Source organism: Streptomyces sp. NPDC048606, from assembly GCF_040650855.1.
Classification (GTDB): Bacteria; Actinomycetota; Actinomycetes; order Streptomycetales; family Streptomycetaceae; genus Streptomyces.
Genome location: NZ_JBEZIB010000026.1, coordinates 101434 through 126791 on the forward strand (window position 1 = coordinate 101434; position 25358 = coordinate 126791).

The window sequence follows — 25358 nt, forward strand, 5'->3', positions numbered from 1 at the left end:
GTCGATCGGTGGCGGGGCTAGCTTTGCCGCCATGCGCGAGATGATCACCGACGACGGTCGGACGTTGGCCGTGGAGGAATGGGGCGACCCCACCGGAACTCCGGTCGTCTACCTGCACGGCAGTCCGATGAGCCGGTTGGCCCGGTACCCGGACGACACCCTGTTCCACGAGCTCGGCGTACGGCTCTTCACCTACGACCGGCCCGGCTTCGGTCGCTCCACCGCGCACCCGGGGCGTCGCGTCGTCGACGCCGCCGAAGACGTGGCCGCCCTGACCACCGCGCTCGGTCTGCACCGCTTCGCCCTGTTCGGAGTGTCCGGGGGCGGCCCGCACGCCCTCGCCTTCGCCGCCCGGTACCCCGAACGAGTGACACGTCTGGGGACGCTGGCGAGCCCCGCTCCGCGTGACGCCGCGGGCCTGGACTGGACCGCCGACATGAGCGAGGGGAACCGCCACAGCGCCGCCGTGGCGTTGCGGGGCCGGGCCGCCGTCGCGGAACACCTGGGCAACCTCGGGACGGCCTCGTTCCCGCCGTTGCCGGAGGTCGAACAGGCGGTCCTGTCCCGGCCGGAGGTCGGCGCGATGATGGGCCCGGCGTTCGCCGAGGCGGTCCGACCAGGGCTGGACGGCTGGGTGGACGACGTCACCGCCATCTTCGGCACGGCGTGGGGGTTCGACCCCGCGGACATCACGGTCCCGACCCGGATGTGGCACGGCGGGCTCGACACCCTGGTGCCCCCCGCGCACGGCGAGTGGCTCGCCGCGCGGATACCGACCGCGACCCTGGTCAGGCAGGACGACGCCGGGCACGCCGGTCACTTCGACGCCACCCCCGCGCTGCTCGCGTGGCTGATCGACGACTCCGACGGCGCGGTCGACGCTCCCTGATGTTTTTCGAGGCCGGACCGGGGATACGCCAACCGCTTCCGGCCTGCGACGAGTAGCATCCGGCAGCAACACACATCCGCCGTAAGGAGCGTGGACCGTCGTGGCCAACGAGCCGGTGAACATCTCGATCCAGAACAAGTACGCGGAGCAGTTGGCCGCCGACCTCGCTTCCAATCAGGCCGAGCAGGCAGATCTCGTCACCGAGTTGAACCGGCTCCAGGCGGACGAGAAGTGGCTCGTCAAGGCGCTGGAGTCCATGCCGCGTGCGACGGTGGCGGAACGGTCCGCCGCTGACGCGGTCGTCCCGGCGGCCCCCGCGGTCGAGGCCGAGGTCGAGCGGCAGGCGGCGGTGCCGCAACCGAGGGCGGAGAAGGCCAAGGCCGCCACGACCCCGGTGCGCAGGCCCTCCGCCAGGAAGGCACCGGCGAAGACCGCCTCCGCGTCCCGGAAGGGCACCACGTCCAAGAAGCCCGCGGCGCCGAGGAAGAGCGCCGCGAAGACGGCACCCGCCGAGCAGGCACCCGCCGAGCCGAAGGTCGTCGAGACGAAGACCGCCGCGCCGAAGGCCGTCAAGCCGAAGGCCGCCGAGCCGACGCCCGTCGTCGCGAAGCCGGCGGCCCCCGCGCTCGGCGGGCTCCTCGCGGAGCTGCTGTCCAAGCAGCCCGGTCAGCCCCTGAAGGTCAGCGAGATCCACAGCGAGTTCCAGGCGGCCCACCCCGAGCGCGAGACCTCGGAACCCGTCGTGCGCGGCGCCCTCGAACGGCTCGTCGCCAAGGCCGCCCTCGAAAGGGACCGGCGCCAGGGCGTCGTGCTCTACACCTGGCCCGTGCCTGAGCCGGCCGCCGTCCCCGTGGCACGGGAGGCGGCCGAGGAGACCGCAGCGACCGGGGCAACCGGGGCGACCGCGAGCACCGAGGACGCCCCGGCCGGCGTCTGAACGGCCCGACCCGAGCGCGCGGCGCCGCGCCCGTCGGATCACCCGACGGCCCGGAGCGGGCTTCCCGGGACCCCCTCCCGGCGGGCGGGGGATCCCGGGGCGGCGCGCCGCGGCGTCGGTCCCCCGCCCTCGGGCGGGCCCGCGCGCGGTCGCGTCAGCGGGCGAGCCTCGCGTCGATGAGCGCCTTGAACGCCTCGTGGGTGCGCGGGGTCGGGATCCGCTCGCCGTCGAGGAAGAAGGTGGGCGTGCCCTGTACGTTCAGGCCCATGCCGTCCCGCTGGTCGGCCTTCACCCGTTCCTCGGTCGCCGGGTCCCGCACCGCCGCGTCGTAGCGGTCCAGGTCGAGCCCGAGCTGTCCGGCGTAGCCGCGGAACACGTCGGCCTGCGAGTCCCGCAGCTCGCCCCATTCCTTCTGGGTCGCGAACATCTTCTCGTACATGTCCTCGAACCTTCCCTGCCGCGCCGCCGCTTCGACGGCGACGGCGGCGGTGCGGCTGTTGCGGTGGCCGGGCATCGGGAAGTAGCGGGCGACGAAGGTGACGCGGTCGCCGTACTCCTCGCGCAGCCGCTCGACGGTGGGGTGGACGGCTCCGCACGCCTCGCACTCGAAGTCGAGGAACTCCACCACGGTCAGCTCGCTGCGCGTCGGTGCGGTCAACCGGTGGCTGTCGTCGCGTACGACCCGCGCCTCACCGGCGGCCGGCGCCGGGGGCGCGGCCGTGGCCGGATCCTCCGGCTTGACCAGCAGGAAGGTGCCGAAGGCGGCGGCCAGTATCGCGAGGACGGCGGCGAACGCCGCCAGGTTCTTCCGGGACTTCGTCATGTGGGTGTTCTTCTTCGGTTCCATGGGTCGCGTCGACTCCATCGGTCTCGTCACGGGCGTGGAGGATCGCCGGGTCCGCGTGCGCGCGGGCAGGGGTCGCCACGGCGATCGGCACGGGGCTGTCGCCGCCGGCCCGCCGTTCCCGCGCGTCCGAACCATCGTGGAACCGGTGGCGGTACCCGTCTTCAGGGGTGCGCGGGGCAGGGGCCCCCGCCGGGCATCGGCCCCGGCGCGGGGAGGAGGGCGCACCACAGCGGGGTGCGCCCGGACCTCGGCGGTGCCCGGCCCGGGTTGAGCCGTACCACGAGAGCGGACGGCGGCATCGCGTCCGTCCCGGTGGTGCGCAGGGTGGTCCCCGGCCCGGTGTCGGGGTGCGGAAGCGGCCGGAGGAACGTCAGCGCGGCACGTAGGGCTTCCAGCACCGGCCTGCCGCAGCGCGCCAGGCGTTCGGTCGGTCCGAGCACGCGCGCGGCGAGCACCAGCATGACCAGGTGCCCGGCGAAGAAGACCTCCGGCGGGACGCCGGCGGCCGAGACGTGTGCGAGGATGCCGGCGGGCTCCCGCGCGTCGGCCACGGCGGCGCAGGCGCCCGGCAGGACGTACGCGGCGTGGTAGGCCAGTTGGGCGCCGGCGAGCGCGGCCGTGAGCCGGGTGTCGGAGAGTTCGCGGCGGCTCGCCGGCACCATCACGGGCACCGCGAGGACGGCCATGACCGGCAGCGGCGCCCAACGCGGCAGGTGCCCCTGTGCCAGGAGGTGCCCGGCCCACGGCAGCAGTACGCACAACGCCGCCAGGACCGCGGCCCGCAGGCCGGGCACCACCGGGCGCGACGGCGACGGGGCCGGCGGCCGGGCGGAGGTGGCGGGCACGGTGCGCTGCGCTTTCGGGAGGCGTCGTGGGTGTCGTGGGCGTCGGGGTGCGAGGGGAGCGGTCAGGAACGGGTCATGAGGTGCCCCGTGCCCCGTGCCCCGTCGCGCTTCGCGCACCGCACCCGAGGAACCGTCGCAGGGTATCCCGGGGCCCCGATCGGCCTCGCACCCGGTCCGGGATCGTCCGGTGGGGCCGGCGCGCGCGGGCCACGGGAACGCGGAAGGGGTCCGACGGCGCCGGCCGTCGAACCCCTTCCCCACCGCTTGGCTCAGACCGCGGACGTGGCCACCGGCTCGGTCGCCGTGCCGCTCTCGGGCGCGGCGGCCCGGGATTCCAGGACCCGGGTCGCGAGCGCCCCGAAGATCAGGCCGAAGGCGACCCACATCACCGCCTGGACGGTGAGGGAGGCCATCCGGAACTCCCACAGCAGGGCGGCGGGGAAGCTCTCGCGGACCGCGTCGCCGTTGTCCGGGAGGAACACGAACGCGAGCGTGACGGCCGCGGCGAAGCCGAGGCCGGCCACGACGGTGGCGTTCCAGTTGCCCAGGCGCGGCGCCAGGCGGCGGCCCACGACGACCGCCCCGAGGCCGAGCAGGACGCTCAGCAGGATCATCAGGAAGAACAGGGTGGTGCGCTTGCCGATGGTGTCGGGGTTGCCGACGGCCGGCGGGGTCGCGGGGTACTTCAGGAACGGCACCAGGTAGACGGTGGTGAAGACCCCGGCGGCGGTGAACGCCGCCGTCGCCCGGGGGCTGAACCGGCCGATCCGGTTGAGGGCGAAGCCGAAGGCCAGGGCGGCGATGCCGCCGAGCGCGACGCCGTAGACGAGCGTGCCGGTGGCGAGACCGAAGGTCGACTGGACCGGTCGGCTGACCAGTTCCTCCTCTTCCTCCTCCGCCGCGGGGGCCGCCGCGGCGTCGCCGGCGCCGTGCCCGCCGTGCCCGGCGGCCGGTGCGGCGGCCGCCTCGGCCTCCTCCAGCGCGATGGAGGAACGGACGGACGGTTCGCCGAGGACGTAGGCGACGGCGAAGGCCATCAGGCCGGCCAGGAGGCCCGCGATCATGCCGCGGACGAGGAGCTTGCGTACGGTTGCTGCGTGCATGAGATCGGTGTCCCTACGAGGTCAGTGGCAGGGGAAACCGAGCAGGTGGCGACCGTCGTGCACCCATTCGTGCACGCCCTCGCCGGCGAAGAGGGCCGTGGCGCCCTGCTCGGCGCCGACGAAGTAGAGGGCGATGATCATGAGCAGGCCGACGAAGACGGCCCAGGGCAGTACGGCGCGAACCGGCAGCGGGGCGTCGGACCCGAGGGCGGGGGTGACGGGAGCGGAAACGGTGGACTGGGCCATGGCGGCAGGACCTCCCTGGGAACGGCGCGTCCCAATACGGTGGAGCTCGGACGACGGCCCTCGGGTCTGACTGACCGGCCCTGATCGCTCCGGAGGGCGTCAGACGCGGCTATACAGTGGCGCGACCGTGCCGGAATCTCACCGGGCTTCCGTCGTGCCGTCGTTGTTGTCGCAGCGAAACGTACCGTGCACATGCCACCCCGCCAAGTGCTCTCACCTGCTGAGATAACCGTCACAGCCGGGTTTCGGCGACGTGGGAGGGGCGGCCCGCCGGGGCGTCTACCGCGTCGCCGCCGCGATGCGCACGCTCTCCCGCACCGTCACCTGGTCGATGTCGGTGGTGCGCACCGTGAGGTCCAACGTCCACACCCCCGGCATGGGCAGGCGGAGGTCGGAGGTGCCCCAGTACCCCTTCCGGTTCTGGAGTCCCGCGTCCAGCGGACCGATCTCGACGTCTTCCAGGGTGAGCGCGAGGCGCAGTTCGGGGACGGTGGCGAGGCCGCCGTCGGCGGTGTGGACGACGGCTTCCACCGCGTTCTCGCCGACGCGGCCCGGCGAGAACGTGAGGCGCACCGTGCCCCGGCGGTTGGCCGTCCCCATGTCGAAGGGCACCGTGACCTCCTTCAGCTGCGGTTCGGCGGCGGCGCCGGCCGCGAGGGCCTCCTCGTGGGCGGCGCGGCCGGGCTGGGTGCCGGTGAGGAGCGTGGTGACCATCAGGACGGCCGCGCCGAGGGCGAGTTCGGCCGTCACCGTGCGGCGCAGGGCGCGCCGGTGCGCGTCGGGCCGGTGCGCGTCGGGCCGGTGCGCGTCGGGCCCGGTGCGGTCGGCCCCTTCGGTCCCGTCGCCCGGCTCCTCCCCGGGCGGGCCGGCGGGCGGCGAGTCGGGGTCCGTGCCGGACGGGGAGGGACCTACGCCGACGGGCTGCGCGACCCGCGCAGGTTCGGGGGTCTTCGACATCCGGGCGCCCGGCGGCGCGGCGTGGACGAGGAGGACCGTCCGGCGGCGGGAGTACCGGGCGACCCCCAGCACCAGCGCCACGACTGCGACCTTCACGAGCAGGGTCCTGCCGTACGGGGTGGTGGTCAGCGCCGTCCAGGAGCCGACCTGCCGCCAGGACTGGTACACCCCCGTGCCGACCAGGACGAGGACGGAGCCGAAGGCCAGCGTCGAGAAGCGGGCGACCGCGGACGCGGGCACGTCGCCTCCGGCGCGCTCCCCGCGCCGCAGAAACGGCAGGAGGGTCGCCAGGCCGCCCAGCCAGACCCCCATCGCCAGCAGGTGCAGGACGGCGACGGGCATCGCCAGTGCCGGCTGAACGCCGGCGGAGGCGTGTTCCGCCGCGGCCCACGTGCCCGCCAGGCCCACGGCGAGCAGGGCGGCGACCGACCGGACGCGGGCCGACCGGACGCGGGCCCCGGCCTCCCGCGCCGAGGCGGCGTCGAGGCCGTGGAGGCCCGGGGCCCACCGCCGGACCGACAGGGCGGTGAGGGCAAGCAGCAGGAGCCGTACGATCAGCGCCAGCCCGGGTCTCGACGTGACGGTCCGGCCCAGTTGCGCCGGGTCGAACGCCGACAGCAGCGGGGCGGCCGTCTCGTAGGGGCCGCGCAGCAGCAACAGGGCCACCGTGGAGGCCGCCAGTGCCACCCAGCCTGCCGCGAAGAGCCTGCGCAACGGGCGGGCCGCGACCGCCGCGGGCAGGCACACGAGGACGAACGCGCCCACGCCGACGAGCAGGGCCAGACCGCTGTAGGCGACGTGGCGCGCGGCGCCGTGGAGGAGCCCGGCCGCGGTGTCGTCCGGTGCTCCGGTCGCCACCGGCGCGGCGGTCCCGGACGGCTCGCCGAGGGAGAAGACGAACGCGCCGGAGATCGGGTGGCCGTCGGCGGAGACGACGCGCCACGCCACGGTGTAGGTGCCCCGGGGCAGGTCGTCGGAGAGTTCCACCCGCGCGGTGTCGTCCTTGCCGTCCGCGTGCCGCGCCGGGCGGGGGTTGACGCGCTCGTTGCGCGGTGACAGCACTCTCAGCGAGTCGTCGAAGAGTCCGACCGACTCGGTGAAGGTGAGCGTGACCTGCCGGGGCGCAGTCGTCAGGACGGCGCCGTCGGCGGGGTCGGAGCCGCTGAGGACGGCGTGCGCGGAGGCCGGGCCGGCTCCACCGACGAGCAGGGCGAGTGCGGCGAACAGGGCGAGGAGGGCGGCGATCGGGGTGAGGACGGTCGAGGACCTCCTCGCGGGAGGCGATCCACTGGGCATGGGAAGGGTCTCCGAAGCGGCAGTCGCGAGCGGCGGCACCGCCGCCGGGAGATCCGGACGATACTGCCGTCGGCCGGCGGGACCGGCCGATTGGCAACTTCGGCTAAAGACCGCGAAAAGGGTTCGACTCGTCCCGCGTTCGCTGTATGGGAGGACCGGAGGAGCCTTGAGCCTAGGATTCGCGGCGGGTGACGCGGTGGCGGAGGTAGACGAACTGCCCGCCGAAGGTGCGCGTCTCGACGAGTTCGAGGTCGACCCGGCGTTCCTCCCGGGGGAAGAAGGGGATCCCACCGCCGACCAGCACGGGGTGGACCACGGCCCGGTACTCGTCGATCAGGCCCGCCGCGGCGGCCTGGGCGGCGAGGTGCGCGCCGCCGATCGCGATGTCGCCCTCCCCCGGTTCGGCCCGCAGGCGCTCGATCTCCCGGGCCGGATCGCCCGATGCCAGGCGCGCGTTGCCCCGTACGGTGGTCAGGGTCGTCGAGAACACCACCTTCGGGAGCGGGTTCCAGAGCGCGACCCATTCGCGTTCGGCCTCGTCGAGCGTTCCTTCCTCGGCGGCCGTCTCCCAGTAGAGCATCGTCTCGTACAGCTTGCGCCCCAGCAGGTGGACGCCGACGTCGCGGATCTCGTCGATCCAGAAGCGGAACACCTCCGGATCGGGGCCCGTCCAGTCGAAGCCGCCGTCGGGGCCGACGATGTAGCCGTCGAGTGAAACGCCCATCGAGTACGTCACGTCGCGCATCGGAAGTCCTCCTCGGGGAGAGGTCCGACTCTACGGCTCCGGCCGCCGCCGCGGGGGCCGACGGGCCCGTGGACGGCGCTCCGGTTCGCGGCGCGCGGGCCGACCGTCACCCGGAACGCCCAGTCGGGCCGCCCCTTCCCTGCGCGCGCGGCCGGATCTGTGGTTTCCTGGGCCCGCTTCGGAGCGTGATCAACTCACCACCCACAGTGAAGGGATGTCGTCATGAGCGTGCTGGACATCAAGCTGGAGCGGGCCTTCGACGTCTTCGACTCGGACCGTGACGGACGGCTGCGGAAGTCGGACGTCATCGGCCTGTCGGACCGGCTCGCCGAGTCGCACGCCTACACCCCGGACACCCTGGCCGGACTGCGGAACTCGCTCGCGGACCTCTGGGACACCGTCTTCCAGGCGATGGACAGGAACGACGACGGAGAGGTCGACCGGCAGGAGTTCCGGGCGGCGTTCCGCGCGCGGATCGTCTCGGACCAGAACCGGATCTGGCAGCGGATCAGGAACATGAGCAACGCCTGGACCGAGCTCGCCGACCGCGACGGCGACGGCATGCTGACCCGCGAGGAGTACACCTCCCTGCTCCACGGCATGTTCCGCCTGCCCCGGGAGACCTTCGACGAGGCGTTCAACGAGCTGGACGTCGACGGTGACGGCCTGTTGAGCCGGGAGGAGATCGGCTCGGCGATGAAGGAGTACTACACGAGCGAGAAGCACACGGCGCGCGGGAACCGGTTCTTCGGCCGTCTCTGAGAGCGGGGCGGGGGCCGTGCGCCCCCTTTCCGCCCCCGCCTGCCCGCGGCGGTTCCCGCCGGGCCGACGCGTATCGCGGCCCCGCTCGTTGATCGCGAGGGGAGGACGATCTCCCTCGACACGTACCTGGAGGACCTCTTGATGGCCGATGCCGCACTGCCGGTGATCGTTCTTTCCGACTCCGATCCGCTCAGGCGGCACGAGACGGCCGAGCTGGTACAGAGCTGGTACCGGACGTCGTTTCGCGTGATGCAGGTCGGCGGACCGGCGGAGGTGGTCAGGGCGCTGAGGTCGCTGGCCGAGCGGAAGGTGCCGGTCGCCGCCGTGATCGCCGACGAGGCCCCCGAACCCGACGCCGCCCATCCCGGCGTGCGCTGGCTGCCGTTGGCCGGGCACCGCGACCGCGTGCCCGGCGCCCGCCGCGGGGAGGAGCTCGGTGACGAGGACCCGACGGAGCACCTGCGGGGCGCCCTCGACGACTCCCTGTGCAGCTGGAACGCCGACTGCCGGGGGGACCTGCCCACCGCCGAGGTGCGCGGCAACCGCTTCTCGCCCGCCGCGTACGCGGTGCGCGACTTCCTGGGCCGCAGCGGGGTCCTGTTCCGGTGGCTGCCCGAGGAGGACGTGCGGGAGGCCCCCGTCACCGTACGGCTGTCCGACGGCACCGAGTTGGTGGACCCCTCGATCAGCGAGCTGGCCGAGCGGCTCGGTCTGATCCGCCCGGCCGAGCGGGACCACTACGACGTCGCGGTGATCGGCGGTGGCCCCGGCGGCCTGTCCGCGGCGGTGTACGCCGCCGCGGAGGGCATGAGCGTGGTCGTGATCGAGGACGACGCGCCCGGCGGCCAGGCGGGGTCGACCTCGCGGATCGAGAACTACCTCGGCTTCCCGGTGGGGCTCACGGGCGGCGACCTGGCGCAGCGCGCCCTCCAGCAGGCCCGGCGGGCCCGCGTGGAGTGGCAGCCCACCCGGGTGGCGAGCCGGGTGACGCCGACCGACTCCGGGGGTCACCGGATCGAGTTCGTCAAGGCGGGTACCGAGGAGACGGCCTCGGTGACCGCGGCCGCCGCGGTGGTCGCCACCGGTGTGGACTGGAACCGGCTGACGGCGCCGGGCGTCGAGCGGCTCCTCAACTCCGGCGTGTACTACGGCTCCTGCCTGTCGGACGCCCCCTCGACCGCCGGGGAGGACGTGTACATGGTGGGCGCGGGCAACTCCGCCGGTCAGGCCGCCCTCCACTTCGCCCGCTACGCCCGCTCGGTGACCCTGCTGGTGCGGGGAACGGACCTCGGCGCGTCCATGTCCCACTACCTCGTGCGGCGCATCGAGCGCACCGACGGCCTGGAGGTCCTGTTGGGCACCGAGGTCGCCGAGTGCCTCGGTGAGTCCACGCTGACGGGGCTGAGGCTGCGCGAGCGCGGGGGCGCCGAGCGGACCGTTCCCGCGCACTGCCTGTACGTGCTGATCGGCGGCCGTCCGTCCACCGAGTGGCTGGGCGGCGCGCTGCGGCTCGACGAGCGCGGATACGTCCTGACCGGGAGCGGCGGCGCCGGCCCGGACGCGCTGGCGATGGAGACCAGCCGGCCCGGGGTGTTCGCCGTGGGCGACGTGCGGTCGGGCTCCGTCAAGCGGGTCGGCGCGGCGGTCGGCGAGGGCGCCGCGGTGGCGCAGTCGCTGGTCGAGTACCGGCGCCGGCATCCGGAGCGTTTCCAGGACTCCCGTACGTCCTGCGCGTTCTGACGGGCGCCGCCCGCCTCGGGTGGGCGTCATCGCTCCGGTGGTGACGCCCACCCGGGGGCACTCGCCCCCTGCGAGCGGCCCCCTCGCGCCGGATCGCTCAGGGGCCCGCCGGGAACGTCAGGCGGAAGAGGGCTCCGCCGCCGGGGGCGTGCTCGGCGGTGAGTTCGGCGCCGTGGGCGAGGGCGATCTGGCGGGCCATCGCCAGGCCGAGGCCCGAGCCGGGCAGGGCGCGCACGACCCCCGCCCGGTAGAAGCGGTCGAAGACGTGGGGCAGGTCCTTCTCGTCGATGCCCGGCCCGTGGTCGCGCACGGTCAGCTCGGGGCCGCCTCCGGGGACCGGCACCCGGAGGTCCACCTCCACGGGCAGGCCGGCCGCCTCCCGCGCGCTGAACTTGGCCGCGTTGTCGAGGAGGTTGCCGACCAGCCGGCTCAGCCGCGCCGGCACGCCCGACACCGCCGGGTCCCCGTCGGGCGCGCTCCGCTGGAAGGCCACCGCGGGCCAGTGTTCGCGGGCCGCGTCCACGCAGTGCTCCACGAGGGCGCCCAGTCGCACGCGCTCCACCAGCTGTCGCGGCTCCTCGTCACGGGCCAGTTCGATCAGGTCGCCCACCAGGTTGGTGACCTCGCGCAGCTGCCGGCCGAGCGCCGCGGACGCCCGCTGCCGCTGCTCCGGGGTGAGCCGGTCGGCGCGCGCCAGCAGTTCGGCGTTGGTGCGCAGCGCGGTCAGGGGGGTGCGCAGTTCGTGCGAGGCGTCGGCGACCAGGCGCCGCTGGGCGGTGACGGACTGTTCCAGCTCGCCCAGCATGGTGTTGAAGCTCTCGGCGAGCCGGGTGATCTCGTCCTGCCGTCCCGGCGGGGGCAGTTCGATGCGGTGTCGGGGGTCGCGCGTGGCGGCGATCCGCTCGGCCGTCGCCGTGAGTCGGGTGACGGGTGCGAGGCCGGTGCGCGAGACCCCGTACCCGAGGACCGCGGCGAGCAGCACCCCGGCCACCGCGGCCAGGACCAGCCGGCGGGACGCCTGCTCGATGCCGTCCTCGACGGGGTCGGCCCGCAGGGCCACCTGGAGGGCGCGGCCGGCGGCGTAGTCCGTGGTCAGCATCCTCGCCGGGTGTCCGGCGAGCGTGATGTCCGTGTAGTACGGGGCGCGTTCGCCGGCGGCGACCTCTCGGGCCGCCGGCCGCACCGGCAGCAGTCCGGGCCGGGCGGGGTCGGCGGAGGGGTCGGCGGGAACCACCTCGGCGCAGGCCGGAGCGGCGAGGAAGCGGCACTCTCCGGCGAGGGAGCCCGGTGCGGAGTCCGGGTTGCGTTGGGCGGCCAGGCGGGCGGACTGGGTGAGGCTGAGGTCGAGTTGGTGGTAGAGCGCGGCGCGGACCACGAGGAACGCGCCCGCGCACACGGCGACGGCCACGAGGGCGACGGCCGCGGTCACCGCCAGTGCCAGTCGGGTGCGCAGGGGCCGGCGGCGGCGCCACGGCGCGCCGAGTCCGCGGCGCCCGCTCACGCCGCGGCCAGCCGGTAGCCGATCCCGTGCACGGTGTGCACCAGGCGGGGTTCGCCGGCGGCCTCCAGTTTGCGGCGGAGGTAGCCCACGTACACGGCGAGGGAGTTGGAGTCGGGGCCGAAGTCCCTTCCCCACACCAGTTCCAGGATCGTCTCGCGCGGCAGCACCTGTTCGGGGTGGCGCAGCAGCAGCTCCAGCAGGGCGCTCTCGGTGCGGCTGAACTCCAGCGCCCGTGCGCCCCGGCGGCCGGTGCGGGTCTCGGGGTCCAGGAGGAGGTCGGCGAAGGCGAGCGGGCCGGCGTCCTTCGGCGGTGGCGCGCTGCGGCGCAGCAGCGCCCGGACCCGGGCGATCAGCTCGTCGAGGGCGAAGGGTTTGACGAGGTAGTCGTCGGCCCCGGCCTCCAGTCCGTCGACGCGTTCGCTGACGGAGTCCAGGGCGGTGAGGACGAGGATCGGCGTGCGGTCGCCCAGCGCGCGCAGCCGGCGGCAGACCCCGAGGCCGTCGAGGACGGGCATCATCACGTCCAGGACGACGGCGTCGGGTTCCCAGGAGGCCACTTCGGAGAGGGCGGCGAGGCCGTCGGCGGCGCCTCGCACCTCGTAGCCCTCGACGGCCAGTCCGTCCTCGACGGCGGCCCGGACCTCGGGTTCGTCGTCGACCACCAGAATGCGTTGCCTGCTGCTGTCCACGGAGCTCATGCCCACAGCCTGCCAAACCCGACAAAGAACCTTCTTAAAACGTTCTTAGGACGCACCGCGAGGGTTCGGACATGACCACCTCTGAACACCTCTCCGTCGTCATCGGCGCGGGCGGCACCGGCGGCCACATCTACCCGGGGCTGGCGTTGGCGGAGGCGCTGCGCGCCGCCGTCCCCGGCGCGACGGTCTCCTTCATCGGCACCGAGCGGGGCCTGGAGACCGAGCTGATACCCCGCGCCGGCTACCGGCTGCACACCGTCGACATGATCCCGTTCGATCCGGCCCTGGGCGCGCGGCGCTACCTGCTGCCCGCCGCCCTGTTGCGCTCGGCGCACCAGGCCAAGGCGGTGATCCGGCGGCAGGGCGCGCAGGTCGTCGTCGGCATGGGCGGATACCCGAGCGCGCCCGCCGTCGTCGGGGCCCGGCTGGCGGGGCTGCCGGCCGTGATCCACGAGTCCAACGCGGTCCCGGGCCGCGCCAACCGGTTCGCGGCCCGGCTCACCCCGCACGTCGCGGTGGCCTTCGACCGCAGCCGGGACCTGCTGGCGGGCGGGGCGCGGGCGTTGACCACGGGCATGCCGATCGCGGCGGCGCTGTCCCGGCTGGCGGAGCGGACCCCGGCGGACCGGGCCGCGCTGCGCACGGCCGCCCGGGAGGCCCTGGGGGTGCCGCCGGGGCGCCGGCTGGTCGTCTTCAACGGAGGCAGCCTGGGCGCGGCGCGGCTGACGGAGGCGGCCGTCGGGCTGGCCGGGCTGTGGCGGGCGTCCGAGGACGTCGAGCTGCTGATCAAGACGGGTCCCGCGGCCCTGGCCGACGCGCGGGCCGCGCTCGCGGCCGGCGGCGGGCGGCGGGTCGCCCGCGCGGTGCCGTACCTGGACCGGATGGACCTGGTCTACGCGGCCGCCGACCTGGTGGTGTGCCGGGCGGGCTCGGCGACCGTGGCGGAACTGGCCGCGACCGGGGTGCCGGCGGTCCTCGTCCCGTACCCGTACGCACCCGGCGACCACCAGACGCACAACGCCCGGGTGCTGTCCGACGCGGGCGCCGCCCTGCTGTTGCCGGACGCCGAGACCACCGCCGAGCGCCTCGCCGGGCTGCTCGCCCCGCTGCTGGCCGATCCGGCGCGGCTGGCCGCGATGGGCGCGGCGGTCGATCCGGGCCCGCACGCGCGGGCCGCGGAACTCCTGGCCGCCCACGTACTGGACGTGGCCGGCCTCCCGCTCCCCACCTTCCGACCCACCCTGGAGTCAGCATGAGCACCATCCCGAACACCCCGAACACCGCGCAGAACGCGCAGAACGCCGACGCCGCGGGCACGCGCGCTCCGGCGGGCGACTGGGCCGGCCACACCGTCCTGGTGACCGGCGCCGAGGGGTTCATCGGCTCCGCGCTGGTGGACCTGCTGGTGGAGCGCGGGGCGAAGGTACGCGCCTTCGTGCACTACAAGCCCTATGCCGAGAAGGGCAACCTGGCCCGCCACCTGGCCGCGTCGGACGGCCGCGTGGAGATGTGGGCGGGCGACGTCCGCGACGCGGGCCGGGTGAGCGACGCGGTGAAGGGCTGCGACACCGTCTTCCACCTGGCCGCGCTGATCGGCATCCCCTACAGCTACGACTCGCCGGGCGCCTACGTGCAGACGAACGTGACCGGCACGCAGAACGTGGCGGAGGCCTGCCGACGCCACGGCGTGCGCCGGCTGGTGCACACCTCCACCAGCGAGGTGTACGGGACGGCCCTGACCGCGCCGATCTCCGAGAGCCACCCGCTCCAGCCTCAGTCCCCCTACTCGGCCTCGAAGATCGGCGCCGACATGATGGCGCTCTCCTTCCACCACGCCTTCGAACTGCCGGTCACCGTGGTGCGCCCCTTCAACACCTACGGCCCGCGCCAGTCGGCACGCGCCGTCATCCCGGCGATCCTGGCGCAGCTGCACGCGGGCGCGCGCGAGGTCCGGCTGGGTTCGACCACACCGACGCGGGACTTCACCTACGTCACGGACACCGCCGAGGGCTTCCTGGCGGTGGCGCGGTGCGAGCGGGCGCTGGGCGAGGTCGTGAACCTCGGTTCGGGCCGCGAGATCTCCGTCGGGGACCTGGCGCGGGCGCTGATCACCGCGTCGGGGCGGGAGGCCCGCGTGGTCGTGGACCCGACGCGGCTGCGGCCGTCGGGCAGCGAGGTGCACCGGCTGCTGTCGGACAACGCGCGGGCCCGCGCGTGGGCGGGCTGGGCCCCTCGGGTCCCGCTCGCGGAGGGGCTGCGCCGCACCTCGGAGTGGATCGAGGCCCACCCGCACCTCTTCGCCCCGGACCGCTACGCGGTCTGACCGCGCGGGCCCGACGGGGACGTCCGCGCCCGGTCGCGACCCTCCGCGAGCGTACGCCGAACGGCCCAACGCGCGCGGAGCGCGGCGGGACCCCGGACCGGCGGAGCCGGGGCCTGGTCGGGCCCGCCCGCACGGCCCGCGCGGGGGCGGCGGCAGGGTGGGGCGGGAGCCCGACGGGCGCCGCGCCGGGATGTCGTCGCGCCGGGGCGGGGCTAGGTTGCGGTGCCATGACGGACATATCGGGCGACCGGCCCTCGACCCCCACCCGTCGCGCCCTGCTGCTCGCCGGCGCGGGCGCCGCCTTCACGGCGGGGTGCGCCCGCACCGGCGCGTCCGGATCCCCCGCCGCCGCCACCACCGGCGCGTCCGCCACCCCCGGCGCGACGACGGCGGCCGGTGCCGGGATCACCCCGGGCGCGATGACGCTGTTCAAGGATCCGGCGTACAACTTCAACGGTCTCCTCGCCCTCGGCGCCTCGGGCGCGGGCGCCGCCGAGGTCGGCGAGGTGCTCACCGCCGTGAACGCGATCAACGGAGCCGGTGTCACCGCGCAGGCCTACGTACGGACCTTCCGCGAGCTCGGCGACCGGCTCCTGAAGGCGCCGCCCGGCGCCCCGGCCGACGGGCAGACCCGGCGCTTCCGGGCGCTGCGCGCCGCGCAGTACTACGGGCAGGCGCTGTTCTTCGTCCTCGGTTCCGACGATCCGGGCAGCGAGGAGGCGCTCTACAAGGCGGGGCGCGGGGCGTGGGACGCCTTCTGCGACCTGTGCGAGCCTCCACCGGTGAAGGCGGACGTCCGGTACGGGACGACGCCGTTGCCGGTGTGGTTCTTCCGCCCCGACACCACGAACACGCCGCGCCCCACGGTCATCCTGACCAACGGCAGCGACGGCCAGAACGTCGACATGTGGACCTACGGGGTCCCGGCCGCGCTGGAGCGCGGCTGGAACGCCCTCGTCTACGACGGCCCGGGGCAGGGGCAGCTGCTCTTCGTCGACCGGGTGGTGTTCACGCCCACCTGGGAGAAGGTGGTCACCCCCCTCGTGGACTGGCTGTGGGCCCGCCCCGACGTGGACACCGACAGGATCGCGCTGACGGGGCTGAGCATGGCGGGGGACCTCGCGCCCCGGGCGGCGGCGTTCGAGAGCCGGATCTCCGCGCTGGTGGCCATGCCCGGCTGCGTGGAGCCGTGGCTGGGCTTCCCGCCGGAGATCCGCGAGATCCTCACCCCCGACAGGCAGCGGACCAACGACATCTGGAACAAGGAGGTGGTCCCCGAACTCCCGCCGGACGCGGCGGCCGTGATGAAGAAGCGGTTCGAACCGTTCTCCGCTGCCGCCATGCTCGAAGCCCGGCAGGGCAGGCTCTTCACCGACTTCTACACACCGGCCACCCGCATCCGGGCGCTGTCCATCACCGACGTGGTGGGGCGGATCAAGGCGCCCACCCTGGTCCTGGACTACGAGGGCGAGCAGTTCTACCCGGGCCAGCCGCGCCGGATGTACGACGCGCTCACCTCGCCCAAGGACTACCTGAGGCTCACGGCCGCCGAGGGGGCGCAACTGCACTGCTCCCCCATGGCCCCGCAGCTGCACTGCGAGGTGGTGTTCGACTGGCTCCAGAAGACCCTGACGGGCGGCTGACGCCCCCTCCCGCTCGGGGTGCGGGGCGTCGGCGCGGGGCGTCAGCGTGCGGCGGCGGCGGCGAGGGCGGAGACGTCCACCTTGTAGGGGGCGAAGCCGGCGTTGTCCTTGCAGCCGAGTTCCTCGAAGGTGCTCACCTTGGTCTCCGGGTCGGTGTGGGTCAGGCGGTACTTGCAGGCGCCCTTGATGTAGTGGCCCTTGACACCGCCGGGGAAGTCGACCTCCTTGTTCCAGAGGTACGGCGAGTTGTAGTTGTTCAGGTGCGCCGTGGCGTTGACGTCGATGCCGCCGGGCGCGTGGATCTCGTAGACCCAGCCCGTCTTGGCGGTGCCGTAGGTGGCGAACTTCTGCGCCACCCACTTCTCGCAGCTGGTGCTGAGGTGCGCGCTGTTCTGCCCGCCGCCCTTGACGATGTACTCGGCGAGGGGGGTCACCTGGGTGCCGCGCGGGGTGAAGCCCGTGTCGAAGATCTCCTCGACGGTCTCCCGGGTGTCACCGCGCCACAGCGTGTTGACGTCGCTGCGCCACTGCCAGCGCTCGCCGGCCGCGCCCGCCGCGACGTCCTGGTCGATCGACTTGTCGGTCGTCGTGCGGTACCAGTCCCAGGCCCGGTACTCGACGGTCGGCCCGCAGGGCTTGGTGAGTTCGTCCTCGGCCGCGACGGGGGCGGCCGTCGCCGGGGTGACCGCGACGACGGAGACGAGGGAGACGGCCGCGAGGACCCGGAGAGCTGCCTGCAACATGGTGGGGACCCATCAGTTGATCAACATGACGGGCCCTTTTATAGGCGCCCTCCGCGGCCCCGGCGCCCTTCTGCCCGGCCCGTCCACCCGCCCGGGTGGAACAGTCGTACCGGGTAAAGGATTCAGCGCCCCTTCAGCGCCCCTTCAGCGTCCTTCAACGGCCCTCGCGCGCCGGACTCGGCGGGAAGGCCGGGTCGGGGATCTCACGGCGCAGCACCGGGGCGATCCGGGACTGGAAGAGTTCGAGGGAGGCGCGGTGCTCGGCGGGAGCGAGGCCGCCCGGTTCCGCCTGGAGGTGCAGCGCGGTGTGGCCGAACGCCTCGTGGTAGCGGTGGACCTTCTCGATCACCTGTTGGGGGCTGCCGATCAGTGCCGAGCTCCGCTCCACGAAGTCCTCCAGGGTCGGGAAGACCGGCGGCACCCCCTGGAGCGCGTGGAAGTGCAGGTAGCGGGCGAAGGCCGGCCGGTACGCCGCCACCGCCCCCTGTGAGGTGGGTGCCGCGTGGTAGCCGGCCGTCCCGGCGCCGACGACCGCGTGCGCGGGGTCGTGCCCGTGGTGGGCCCAGCGTTCCCGGTAGTGGCGGACGAGTTCGGCGTACGGCCCGATGGGGTGGGTGACGTTCGCGGAGAAGAGCGGGTCGCCGTAACGCGCCGCGAGCTCGACGGACTCCCGGCTGGTCGCGCTGCCGTGCCAGACCCTCAGCTCCGGCTGGAAGGGCCTCGGCAGGACCTCGGCGCCGGCCAGAGGGGGGCGGAAGCGCGGTTCGGCGCTCACCCTGTCCTCGCGCCAGATCCGCCGGAACAGCTCGTAGCCCTCGGCGTTGCGCTCCCACTGGTCCTCGGGGGTGACGTGGAACAGCTCGCGCTGGGCCGTGCCGTTGCCCTTGCCGATCATCAGCTCCAGGCGGCCGTCGCTGAGGTGGTCGAGCGTCGCGTAGTCCTCGTACGCCCGCACCGGGTCCAGCAGGCTCAGGGTGGTGACGGCGGTGAAGAGTCGGATCCGGCGGGTCAGCGCGGCGATGTGGCCGAGCACCACGGGTGGGGAGGAGGACAGGAAGGGGCGCTCGTGGCGCTCGCCGACCCCGAAGCCGTCGAATCCGAGCTCCTCGGCGAGCAGCGCGGCGTCGACCACTTCGCGGAACCGCTCGCGGGTGGGGGTGGGGGCGCCCGTCACCGGGTCCACGGAGTCGGTGATCAGGGTGATGGCGAGGAACTTCACGATCCCGCTTCCCGTCCGACGGTGCGGGCGGGGGCGGAGGGGGGCGAGGACACGTCGGATCACGCCTTACTGGATCGGCCGGGGCAAAGCGAGCGGACCGGTCGCGGGCGGGCGGCCCGGTACGCTGCGCTGCGTGAGAATGCGGGATTCCGTGGAGCCGGCCGGGGAATTCCGTCGTGGCCGGCCGCCTCCTCGAAAAAGCTATTCCTCGTCACCGCCCCGTTCAATGCCCCCGCTGTGAAATGCATTTGGCGGGGGTGTTTCCGGAGCGCGGACCGAGAGGAAGTTCGGGCGGCGGCGCAGGGTGAAGCCGATCGACTCGTAGAGCCGGATCGCGTTCGTGTTGCTCGCGGCGGTGTGGAGGAACGGGACCTCGCCGCGCTCGCGGGGGCCGAGCACGACCGCCTCGGGGGCGGGTTCGGGGCGCAGCGCGGTGTCGACCAGTTGGACTCCGGGGATCGAGGCGAGGGTCTCCCAGCCGTGGGGCGGGGTCGTCCGCTCGGCGAAGGGGGCGTGCGCGCCGGACAACGAGGCCCAGGCGGGGTTGTCGAGCACGTGCGGGGCGACGGCGGCGTCCGGGGGCGCGCTCGTGCGCTTACGCGTGTGCGTGTGCGGGGCGGGAACCGCGTTGGTGGTCACGGCGCGGGCTCCTCTCCATCGGTGGCGGGGCCCCGGCCCGGCCGGGGGCCGGGGGTCAGGAGTGGAGCGTGCGGCGATTTCATCCTCCGTACACACAACGCCTTTCGGTGAAATGAAAGGGGCCGGTCCGGCAGTCCGGGCGGGGGTCACCGCGCCGGGCGCGGCGCCGCGGAACCGAACGGCCGTCTTGACAGCCCCCGTGTGCGGGTCGAGACTCCGCAAGGGCGCATCCTGGTGAACCGGTGGGGAGTCATGGGCTGTTCTGTGCGGGGCCGCGGTACCGACGGCGCACACGGCGCCGTCGTTCCGCTGCCCCTGCTGACGTCCCGCCGCCACATCGACCTCCTGCGCGTGTGCAGTGCGGCGAATCCCCCGCACCTCGGCGGCTCCGCGCCCGCCCGCCCCTGATCCCGCGCACCACCACTCCTGCACCGGTCCCGCGACGCGTCCACGACGCGGCGGGCCTCGTCGTACGCCCGTGATCGAGCATCCCAGGGAGACGCATGTCCGCCACTTCCCCGATCGCCGTCCCGTCCTTCCGAGGCAGGATCGGCCGTGACGCGCGCAGCGGCTACCCGGCCGTTCCCCACCGCTACCGCCTGCACCTCGCGCTGTCCTGTCCGCAGTGCCTGCGGGTCGCGATCACGCGGAGCCTGCTCGGTCTGGAGGACGTCCTCGCGATGACCCCGCTGCCCGCCGTGCCCGACGCTCCCGACGGGGGGCACCTGGCGTTGCGCCCCCTGTACGAGTCGAGCGCGCACCGGTATCCGGGGCCGGCGCTCGCCCCGGTGCTCGGCGACGACTGGACCGGACGGATCGTCAGCACGCACGCGCCCGACATCCTCGACGACCTGAGCCGGCGGTTCGGCGCCGCCGGTCCGTGCCTGTACCCGCGCGGCGCCGAGGACCGGATCGCGGCCGTCGAGCGCCTCTGCGAGCGGGGCGTCAACGCGGCGGCGCAGCGCGCCGGCCGCTCCGGCGTCGACGCGGCGGCGCGCGGGGCCGCGCTCGCGACGCTGCTGCGCGGGCTCGGCGTACTGGAGCGGCGCCTCGCCGCGGACCCGTACGTCCTGGGGGCGGAGCTCACGGCCGCGGACTTGAGCGTGTGGGTGACGCTGGTGCAGCTGGACACGGTGCACCGCTGGCACCTGGACGCGGAGGCGGTGTTCCGCGTCACCGACCACCCGCGGCTGTGGTCGTACGCCGGCCGGCTGGCGGCGCACCCCGCCTTCGGATCGCACCTCGACCTGGACGGCATCGTCCTTCGCCACCACGCGCGCTGCCGGGGATCGGAGGCTGCGGGCGCGGCGGTGCGGATCGTGGACTGGGCCGGACACGTCCAGGGCGCCGTCACGGCTCCGTAGCGCCGCCCCGGCGGTCGTGCGGAGGGGGCGGCGCCGTCAGAGGACCTTGGAGAGGAAGGCGCGGGTGCGGGAGTGCCGCGGGGCGTCCAGGACGGCCGCGGGCGGTCCCTGCTCCACGATCGTGCCGTCGTCCATGAACACGACGGTGTCGGCGACCTCGCGGGCGAAGCCGATCTCGTGCGTCACGACGATCATGGTGGTGCCGGCGCGGGCCAGGTCCTTGATGACCTCCAGCACCTCGCCGACCAGCTCCGGGTCGAGCGCCGAGGTCGGCTCGTCGAAGAGCAGCACCTTGGGTTCGAGGGCGAGCGCCCTGGCGATGGCCACGCGCTGCTGCTGTCCGCCGGACAGCTGGAGCGGGTAGGCGTCGGCCTTGTCGGACAGGCCGACGCGGTCCAGGAGCCGGCGGGCCGTCGTCTCGGCCTCCCGGCGCGGGCGGCGCAGCACCGACACCGGTGCCTCGACGAGGTTGTCCAGCACCGTGAGGTGCGGGAAGAGGTTGAAGTTCTGGAAGACGAACCCGATGCGGGTGCGTCTGCGCAGCACCTCCTTCTCCTTCAGCTCGTACAGCCGGCCCCGATGGGCGCGGTAGCCGATGGGGTCGCCGTCGACGCCGATCCAGCCGCGGTCGACCTTCTCCAGGTGGTTGATGGTGCGCAGGAGCGTGGACTTGCCCGAGCCGGAGGGGCCGAGGACGACCGTGACCTCTCCGGCGCGGACCTCCAGGTCGACGCCGCGCAGGACGTGGAGGGACCCGAAGCTCTTGTGGACTCCGCGCACCTCGACCACGACCTCGCGCGCGGTCTCGGCGCTCACGTGTGTTCCGCCGGGTTGATCCGCGAGGTGTCGATGGCGGAGGCGGTGGTGCCCCACTTCTTCAGGATCCGCGCGTAGGTGCCGTTCCTGATCAGCTCGTTGACGGCGGCCTGGAAGGCGGGGGTCAGCGGGGAGCCCTTCTTGAAGGCGAAGCCGACGTCGAGGCGGTGGTACTCGCCCAGGAAGGAGGTCTGGGCGGCGGGCTGGGCCGCCTGGTGGCGCAGCCCGTTGATGGTCGACATGACCACGTCGATCCGACCCTGTTGGAGGGCGGTGGTGACGGCTCCGGGCTCGGAGAACACCTTGACCTCGTACGGCTTCTTGCCGGCTTCGGCGCAGACGCCGCTCCGCGCGGTGAGGGTCTTCTCGAACGTCGTGCCGGCCCCGGTGCCGATGGTCAGTCCGCACAGTTGGGTGAGGTCGGACACCTGCGTGGTGAGGCGGGTGTTGCCGGTCTTGACGGCGAAGCCCTGGCCGTCGTTGACGTAGGTGACGAAGTCGATGCTCCCCAGGCGTTCGGTGGTGACGCCGAAGTTGCCGGTGCCGAAGTCGTACTTGCCGCTGCCCAGGGCGGGCAGGATCGTCTCGAAGGAGGCGTCCTGGCGCTCCAGCCGCACGCCGAGGACCTTGGCCACGGCCGCGGCGATGTCGATGTCCTGGCCCGCCGGCGGTTTGTCCTGGCCGTTCGGGTAGTACGCCGACGGCGGGGAGCCGACGGAGCTGCCCACCCGCAGGGTGCCCGCCTTGCGGACCTCGGCGGGGAGCAGGGCCGCGATCGCCTCCACGCCGGCCACGCCGGCGACCGGGTCGTCGGCCGGCGCGGGAGAGGCCTGGGCCGCGGCCGCGGTCGGGTCCGTCCCGTCGCCGGAGCCGCAGGCGGTCAGCATCAGGAGGGACAGCAGGGTGAGGGCGGCGGCGGTGCGCAGGCGGGTGCGGAGCCCTCGGCCGGGGAGGTTCACAGCGCGAGGGCCTTTCCGTCGCGGTGCGCGGCGAGGGGCTCGGCGTCGCGGGCGACATCGCGGGCGACATCGCGGGCGACATCGCGGGCGGCCTCGCGGGCGCGGGCCGCGGCTCGTTCGGCGCGGGCGGCGTCGCGCTTGGCGACCTCCTCGCGGACGAGCGGGATCACGTACCGGCCGAAGTCGATGGCGTCGCCCAGCAGGTCGTAGCCGCGGGCCGAGAGGATGTCGACGCCGAGGTCGTGGTAGTCCAGCAGGGCCTGGGCGACCGTCTCCGGCGTGCCGACCAGGGCGTTGGAGTTGCCCGCGCCACCGGTGGCGGCCGCGGTCGGGGTCCACAGGGCCCGGTCGTAGCGCTCCCCCGCCTCGGCGATGGCGATCAGCCGCCGGGAGCCGGTGTTCTGGGGCTGCGCGGCTTCCAGGACCCCGTCGCGCCGGCCGCGTACGGGGCCGGCCTGCCGACGCCGGGTGATGGCGCCGACCGTGCGGTGGGCCTTCTCCCAGGCCAGCTCCTCCGTCGGGGCGATGATCGGGCGGAACGCGACCTGGATGCGGGGCACGTCGGTGCGGCCCGCCGCCTTCGCCGCGGCCCTGACGGACTCGATCTGCTCGGCGGTCCTGGCGAGCGGCTCGCCCCACAGGCAGTAGACGTCGGCCTCCGCGCCGCCGGCCGCGTACGCGGCGGGTGAGGATCCACCGAACGAGACGTCGGGGCGCGGCTGTTGGACGGGGAACACGTCGCTGACGAAGTCGTGGAAGCGGTAGTGCTCGCCCTCGTGGTCGAAGGGTTCACGGGTGGTCCAGATCCTCTTGACGATCCGGATGTACTCGCGGGTGCGGGCGTAGCGCTCGTCCTTCGTCAGGGTGTCGCCCTCGCGGCCCTGCTCGTGGTCGTTGCCGCCGGTGATGAAGTGGACGGTCAGTCGGCCGTCGCTGATCCGGTCGAGGGTGGCGAAGGTCTTGGCGGCGAAGGTGGGGTAGGAGACGTTGGGCCGGTGGGCGAGCAGGATCTGGAGGCGGTCCAACCGGCTCGCGATGTACGCGGCCGCCGGCGCGGGGTCCGGGGAACCGGAACCGTAGGCGAACAGCACCCGGTCCCAGCCGTGGTCCTCGTGGGCGCGGGCGAGTCTGAGCGTGTACTCCTTGTCGAAGGCGGCGCCGGATCGGGCGGTGGTCTCGGAGCCGTCGTCGGTCGCGGCGATGCCGAGGAACTCCACGGGCATGGAGGGGCCTTTCGGTACGGGGCGGCGGATCGTGCGTACGGGCATGCCGGGACGACCGCTGCTGCCGGGGAAGGTGAAGGACGTCGAGGACGTGGTGTCGAGGACGCGGGTACGGGGCGGTGCGGGCGTGACGACGCGTGGCGTCGGGCAAGGGCAGGGTGCGGGGGGCGGCAGCGCACGCACGTCCGGGCTCGCGGCGGCACGTGCCCCGAGGGGCGTGCCGGCCGGCGTCCGGTGGTGGTGCGAAGGGGGTCTCGGCCCGCGACGGGGTCACCGAGGGAGGGAAGGGCCGATCAGACAGCCCGCTGCCGCGTCAGCCGCGACACGCCGCGGACCACACCCGACCGAAGTCGATGTAGTCGCGCGAAACGAGGCGCTGATGGGCGTTCATGCCCCTACTTGAGCAGTACATGTTGCTTTTCGTCAAGCAACGGCCCGCATGGCGGACGGCCGGGATCGCGTACGAAGCGCACCCCTCGGGCCTCGGCCGTGGGACCCCGGGCGGTTGACACGGCCGGGTCGTGGACGCATACGATCGGCCTCGGAGCGGCCCGGTCAACACCGTTGCCCTCCCGTCGCGTTGAGGGACGCGGCGAGCGTGACGACTCCGGTCCCACCCGATTCCCGGCCGTACGTTCCCGTGCCCGCGCGCGCCCCGCGCCTTCCCGCGCCCCGCCGCTTCCGGCGCGCCCGCGCACACCGTGCCGCCGGGATGGTCACCCGCGCCCGCGCCCTTCCTCTGGAGAGCCTCCCATGGCCACCCCTCCCGACGTCTCCTCCTCCCTCGACCCCGCCACCTCCCCAAGCGCCGCCCGCGTCGCGGCGACCGACGCACCCGCCGGGAGGACCGGGGCGCACGACCGCCCCGGCGGCGACGCGCCGCCGATCGTGCCGCGCCGGCGCCTCGGCGTGCGGCTGTCCGCCGGCGTCGCCCTGCTGGTCTTCGCGATGGTCGTGGCCTCCGTCGTCCGCAACGACGCGTTCCAATGGGGCGTGGTGGGCGCGTACTTCACCACCTCCGCCGTCCTCCACGGACTGTGGCTCACCCTGTGGCTGACCGCCGTGGTGATGGTGCTCGGCTTCCTGTTCGGCACGGTGCTGGCGGTCATGCGCCTCTCCGCCAACCCCGTTCTCCAGAAGTTGAGTTGGGGCTTCGTGTGGATCTTCCGGTCCACGCCGTTGCTGGTGCAGCTGCTGTTCTGGTTCAACATCGGCGCCCTGTACCCCACGCTCGGGCTCGGCATCCCCTACGGCCCGCAGCTGTTCACCGTCGAGACGGTCAACCTGCTGGGCCCGACCCTGACCGCCGTGATCGGGCTGACCCTCCACGAGTCGGCGTACGCCGCCGAGGTGGTGCGCGGCGGGATCCTGTCCGTTGACCCGGGCCAGGTCGAGGCCGCCCAGGCCCTCGGCCTGAGCAGACGGCGCACCCTGCGCCGGATCGTCGTCCCCCAGGCGATGCGCTCGATCGTGCCGACCGCCGGGAACATGCTGATCGGCACGCTCAAGGGCACCAGCATCGTCAGCGTGCTGGCCGTGCACGACCTGCTGTACTCGGTGCAGTTGGTCTACAACCAGAACTACCGGGTCATCCCGCTGCTGATGGTCGCCACCCTGTGGTACGTCGCCGTCACGACCGTGTTGGGCGTGGGCCAGTACTACGTGGAACGCCACTACGCGCGCGGCACCTCCCGCGGCCTGCCGCCCACGCCGCCGCAGCGACTGCGCGCCCGGCTGCGGGCCCTGACGATCCATCGCGACCGGTAGCGGACCGGGCCGGGGGGGGGGCCCCCGGGGGGGGGGGCCCCCCCGCCCCCCCCCCCCCCCCCACCCCCCCCCCCGCCGCCGCGGCGGGGACGAGGC

At 74.1% G+C, this 25358-nt stretch carries 24 protein-coding genes; 10 read left to right on the top strand and 14 right to left on the bottom strand.

Annotated features, from left to right (window positions below):
• Positions 1-31: 31 nt before the first annotated feature.
• The gene (locus AB0D01_RS26265; RefSeq protein WP_363059360.1) at positions 32-889 is read left to right on the top strand and encodes an alpha/beta hydrolase; all 858 of its coding nucleotides are present in this window, start codon (positions 32-34) and stop codon (positions 887-889) included.
• Positions 890-989: 100 nt separating this feature from the next.
• Positions 990-1826: a hypothetical protein gene (locus AB0D01_RS26270; protein WP_363059362.1), complete on the top strand. Its 837-nt coding sequence runs from the start codon at positions 990-992 to the stop codon at positions 1824-1826.
• A 154-nt stretch (positions 1827-1980) separates the two neighbouring features.
• Here AB0D01_RS26270 and AB0D01_RS26275 read toward each other — a convergent pair whose 3' ends face one another.
• The 6 genes from AB0D01_RS26275 to AB0D01_RS26300 all read right to left on the bottom strand — a co-directional run bounded on the left by AB0D01_RS26275 (position 1981) and on the right by AB0D01_RS26300 (position 7865).
• Entirely contained in the window at positions 1981-2649 is a 669-nt protein-coding gene (locus AB0D01_RS26275) for a thioredoxin domain-containing protein (protein ID WP_363059404.1), read from the bottom strand.
• A gap of 185 nt (positions 2650-2834) precedes the next feature.
• Complete coding sequence (locus AB0D01_RS26280) at positions 2835-3518, bottom strand: hypothetical protein (RefSeq protein WP_363059364.1); 684 nt, start codon at positions 3516-3518, stop codon at positions 2835-2837.
• A 269-nt stretch (positions 3519-3787) separates the two neighbouring features.
• Positions 3788-4621, bottom strand: coding sequence for a CbtA family protein (locus tag AB0D01_RS26285; protein WP_363059366.1), 834 nt, complete (start codon positions 4619-4621; stop codon positions 3788-3790).
• Positions 4622-4642: 21 nt separating this feature from the next.
• The gene (locus AB0D01_RS26290; RefSeq protein WP_363059368.1) at positions 4643-4867 is read right to left on the bottom strand and encodes a CbtB-domain containing protein; all 225 of its coding nucleotides are present in this window, start codon (positions 4865-4867) and stop codon (positions 4643-4645) included.
• Positions 4868-5146: 279 nt separating this feature from the next.
• Positions 5147-7120, bottom strand: coding sequence for a copper resistance protein CopC (locus AB0D01_RS26295; RefSeq protein WP_363059370.1), 1974 nt, complete (start codon positions 7118-7120; stop codon positions 5147-5149).
• A 172-nt stretch (positions 7121-7292) separates the two neighbouring features.
• Complete coding sequence (locus tag AB0D01_RS26300) at positions 7293-7865, bottom strand: dihydrofolate reductase family protein (RefSeq protein WP_363059372.1); 573 nt, start codon at positions 7863-7865, stop codon at positions 7293-7295.
• A gap of 222 nt (positions 7866-8087) precedes the next feature.
• On the opposite strand from AB0D01_RS26300, the gene AB0D01_RS26305 reads away from it, so the two are divergent.
• Positions 8088-8627 (top strand): EF-hand domain-containing protein, encoded by a 540-nt coding sequence (locus AB0D01_RS26305; RefSeq protein ID WP_363059374.1) that lies wholly within the window; start codon positions 8088-8090, stop codon positions 8625-8627.
• A gap of 141 nt (positions 8628-8768) precedes the next feature.
• Complete coding sequence (locus AB0D01_RS26310) at positions 8769-10367, top strand: FAD-dependent oxidoreductase (RefSeq protein WP_363059376.1); 1599 nt, start codon at positions 8769-8771, stop codon at positions 10365-10367.
• A 97-nt stretch (positions 10368-10464) separates the two neighbouring features.
• Here AB0D01_RS26310 and AB0D01_RS26315 read toward each other — a convergent pair whose 3' ends face one another.
• Both AB0D01_RS26315 and AB0D01_RS26320 read right to left on the bottom strand, forming a co-directional pair.
• Complete coding sequence (locus tag AB0D01_RS26315) at positions 10465-11868, bottom strand: HAMP domain-containing sensor histidine kinase (protein ID WP_363059378.1); 1404 nt, start codon at positions 11866-11868, stop codon at positions 10465-10467.
• On the bottom strand, positions 11865-12566 hold the full coding sequence (locus AB0D01_RS26320; RefSeq protein WP_363059380.1) for a response regulator transcription factor: 702 nt from the start codon (positions 12564-12566) through the stop codon (positions 11865-11867). The genes AB0D01_RS26315 and AB0D01_RS26320 overlap by 4 nt, the downstream gene beginning before the upstream one ends.
• A 71-nt stretch (positions 12567-12637) precedes the next feature.
• Here AB0D01_RS26320 and AB0D01_RS26325 point away from each other — a divergent pair, with 71 nt between their 5' ends.
• From AB0D01_RS26325 to AB0D01_RS26335, 3 genes are all read left to right on the top strand, one after another.
• Complete coding sequence (locus tag AB0D01_RS26325; RefSeq protein WP_363059382.1) at positions 12638-13822, top strand: UDP-N-acetylglucosamine--N-acetylmuramyl-(pentapeptide) pyrophosphoryl-undecaprenol N-acetylglucosamine transferase; 1185 nt, start codon at positions 12638-12640, stop codon at positions 13820-13822.
• A complete protein-coding gene (locus AB0D01_RS26330; protein ID WP_363059384.1) occupies positions 13819-14889 on the top strand; it encodes an SDR family NAD(P)-dependent oxidoreductase in 1071 nt (356 codons plus the stop codon). Before AB0D01_RS26325 ends, AB0D01_RS26330 begins: the two co-directional genes overlap by 4 nt.
• Positions 14890-15116: 227 nt before the next feature.
• Positions 15117-16532, top strand: a complete 1416-nt coding sequence (locus AB0D01_RS26335) for an alpha/beta hydrolase (RefSeq protein WP_363059386.1) — start codon at positions 15117-15119, stop codon at positions 16530-16532.
• 41 nt (positions 16533-16573) lie between these two features.
• On the opposite strand, the gene AB0D01_RS26340 is transcribed toward AB0D01_RS26335, so the two are convergent.
• From AB0D01_RS26340 to AB0D01_RS26350, 3 genes are all read right to left on the bottom strand, one after another.
• Entirely contained in the window at positions 16574-17275 is a 702-nt protein-coding gene (locus AB0D01_RS26340) for a hypothetical protein (RefSeq protein WP_363059388.1), read from the bottom strand.
• A 154-nt stretch (positions 17276-17429) separates the two neighbouring features.
• Positions 17430-18494 carry an LLM class flavin-dependent oxidoreductase gene (locus AB0D01_RS26345; RefSeq protein WP_363059390.1) on the bottom strand — a complete coding sequence of 355 codons (1065 nt, stop codon included), beginning with the start codon at positions 18492-18494 and terminating at the stop codon, positions 17430-17432.
• 201 nt (positions 18495-18695) lie between these two features.
• The gene (locus AB0D01_RS26350; protein ID WP_363059406.1) at positions 18696-19049 is read right to left on the bottom strand and encodes a GNAT family N-acetyltransferase; all 354 of its coding nucleotides are present in this window, start codon (positions 19047-19049) and stop codon (positions 18696-18698) included.
• A gap of 336 nt (positions 19050-19385) precedes the next feature.
• On the opposite strand from AB0D01_RS26350, the gene AB0D01_RS26355 reads away from it, so the two are divergent.
• Entirely contained in the window at positions 19386-19541 is a 156-nt protein-coding gene (locus AB0D01_RS26355; RefSeq protein ID WP_363059392.1) for a hypothetical protein, read from the top strand.
• Between the two features lie 95 nt (positions 19542-19636).
• The gene (locus AB0D01_RS26360; RefSeq protein WP_363059394.1) at positions 19637-20497 is read left to right on the top strand and encodes a glutathione S-transferase C-terminal domain-containing protein; all 861 of its coding nucleotides are present in this window, start codon (positions 19637-19639) and stop codon (positions 20495-20497) included.
• A 36-nt stretch (positions 20498-20533) separates the two neighbouring features.
• Here the strand turns inward: AB0D01_RS26360 and AB0D01_RS26365 are convergent, their stop codons facing one another.
• From AB0D01_RS26365 to AB0D01_RS26375, 3 genes are read right to left on the bottom strand one after another with little or no spacing between them, the layout of a single operon-like run.
• A complete protein-coding gene (locus AB0D01_RS26365; RefSeq protein WP_363059396.1) occupies positions 20534-21313 on the bottom strand; it encodes an amino acid ABC transporter ATP-binding protein in 780 nt (259 codons plus the stop codon).
• A complete protein-coding gene (locus AB0D01_RS26370) occupies positions 21310-22272 on the bottom strand; it encodes an ABC transporter substrate-binding protein (protein ID WP_363059398.1) in 963 nt (320 codons plus the stop codon). Before AB0D01_RS26370 ends, AB0D01_RS26365 begins: the two co-directional genes overlap by 4 nt.
• On the bottom strand, positions 22269-23495 hold the full coding sequence (locus AB0D01_RS26375; protein WP_363059408.1) for an LLM class flavin-dependent oxidoreductase: 1227 nt from the start codon (positions 23493-23495) through the stop codon (positions 22269-22271). The genes AB0D01_RS26370 and AB0D01_RS26375 overlap by 4 nt, the downstream gene beginning before the upstream one ends.
• 753 nt (positions 23496-24248) lie before the next feature.
• On the opposite strand from AB0D01_RS26375, the gene AB0D01_RS26380 reads away from it, so the two are divergent.
• On the top strand, positions 24249-25262 hold the full coding sequence (locus AB0D01_RS26380) for an ABC transporter permease subunit (protein ID WP_363059400.1): 1014 nt from the start codon (positions 24249-24251) through the stop codon (positions 25260-25262).
• Positions 25263-25358 lie beyond the last annotated feature (96 nt).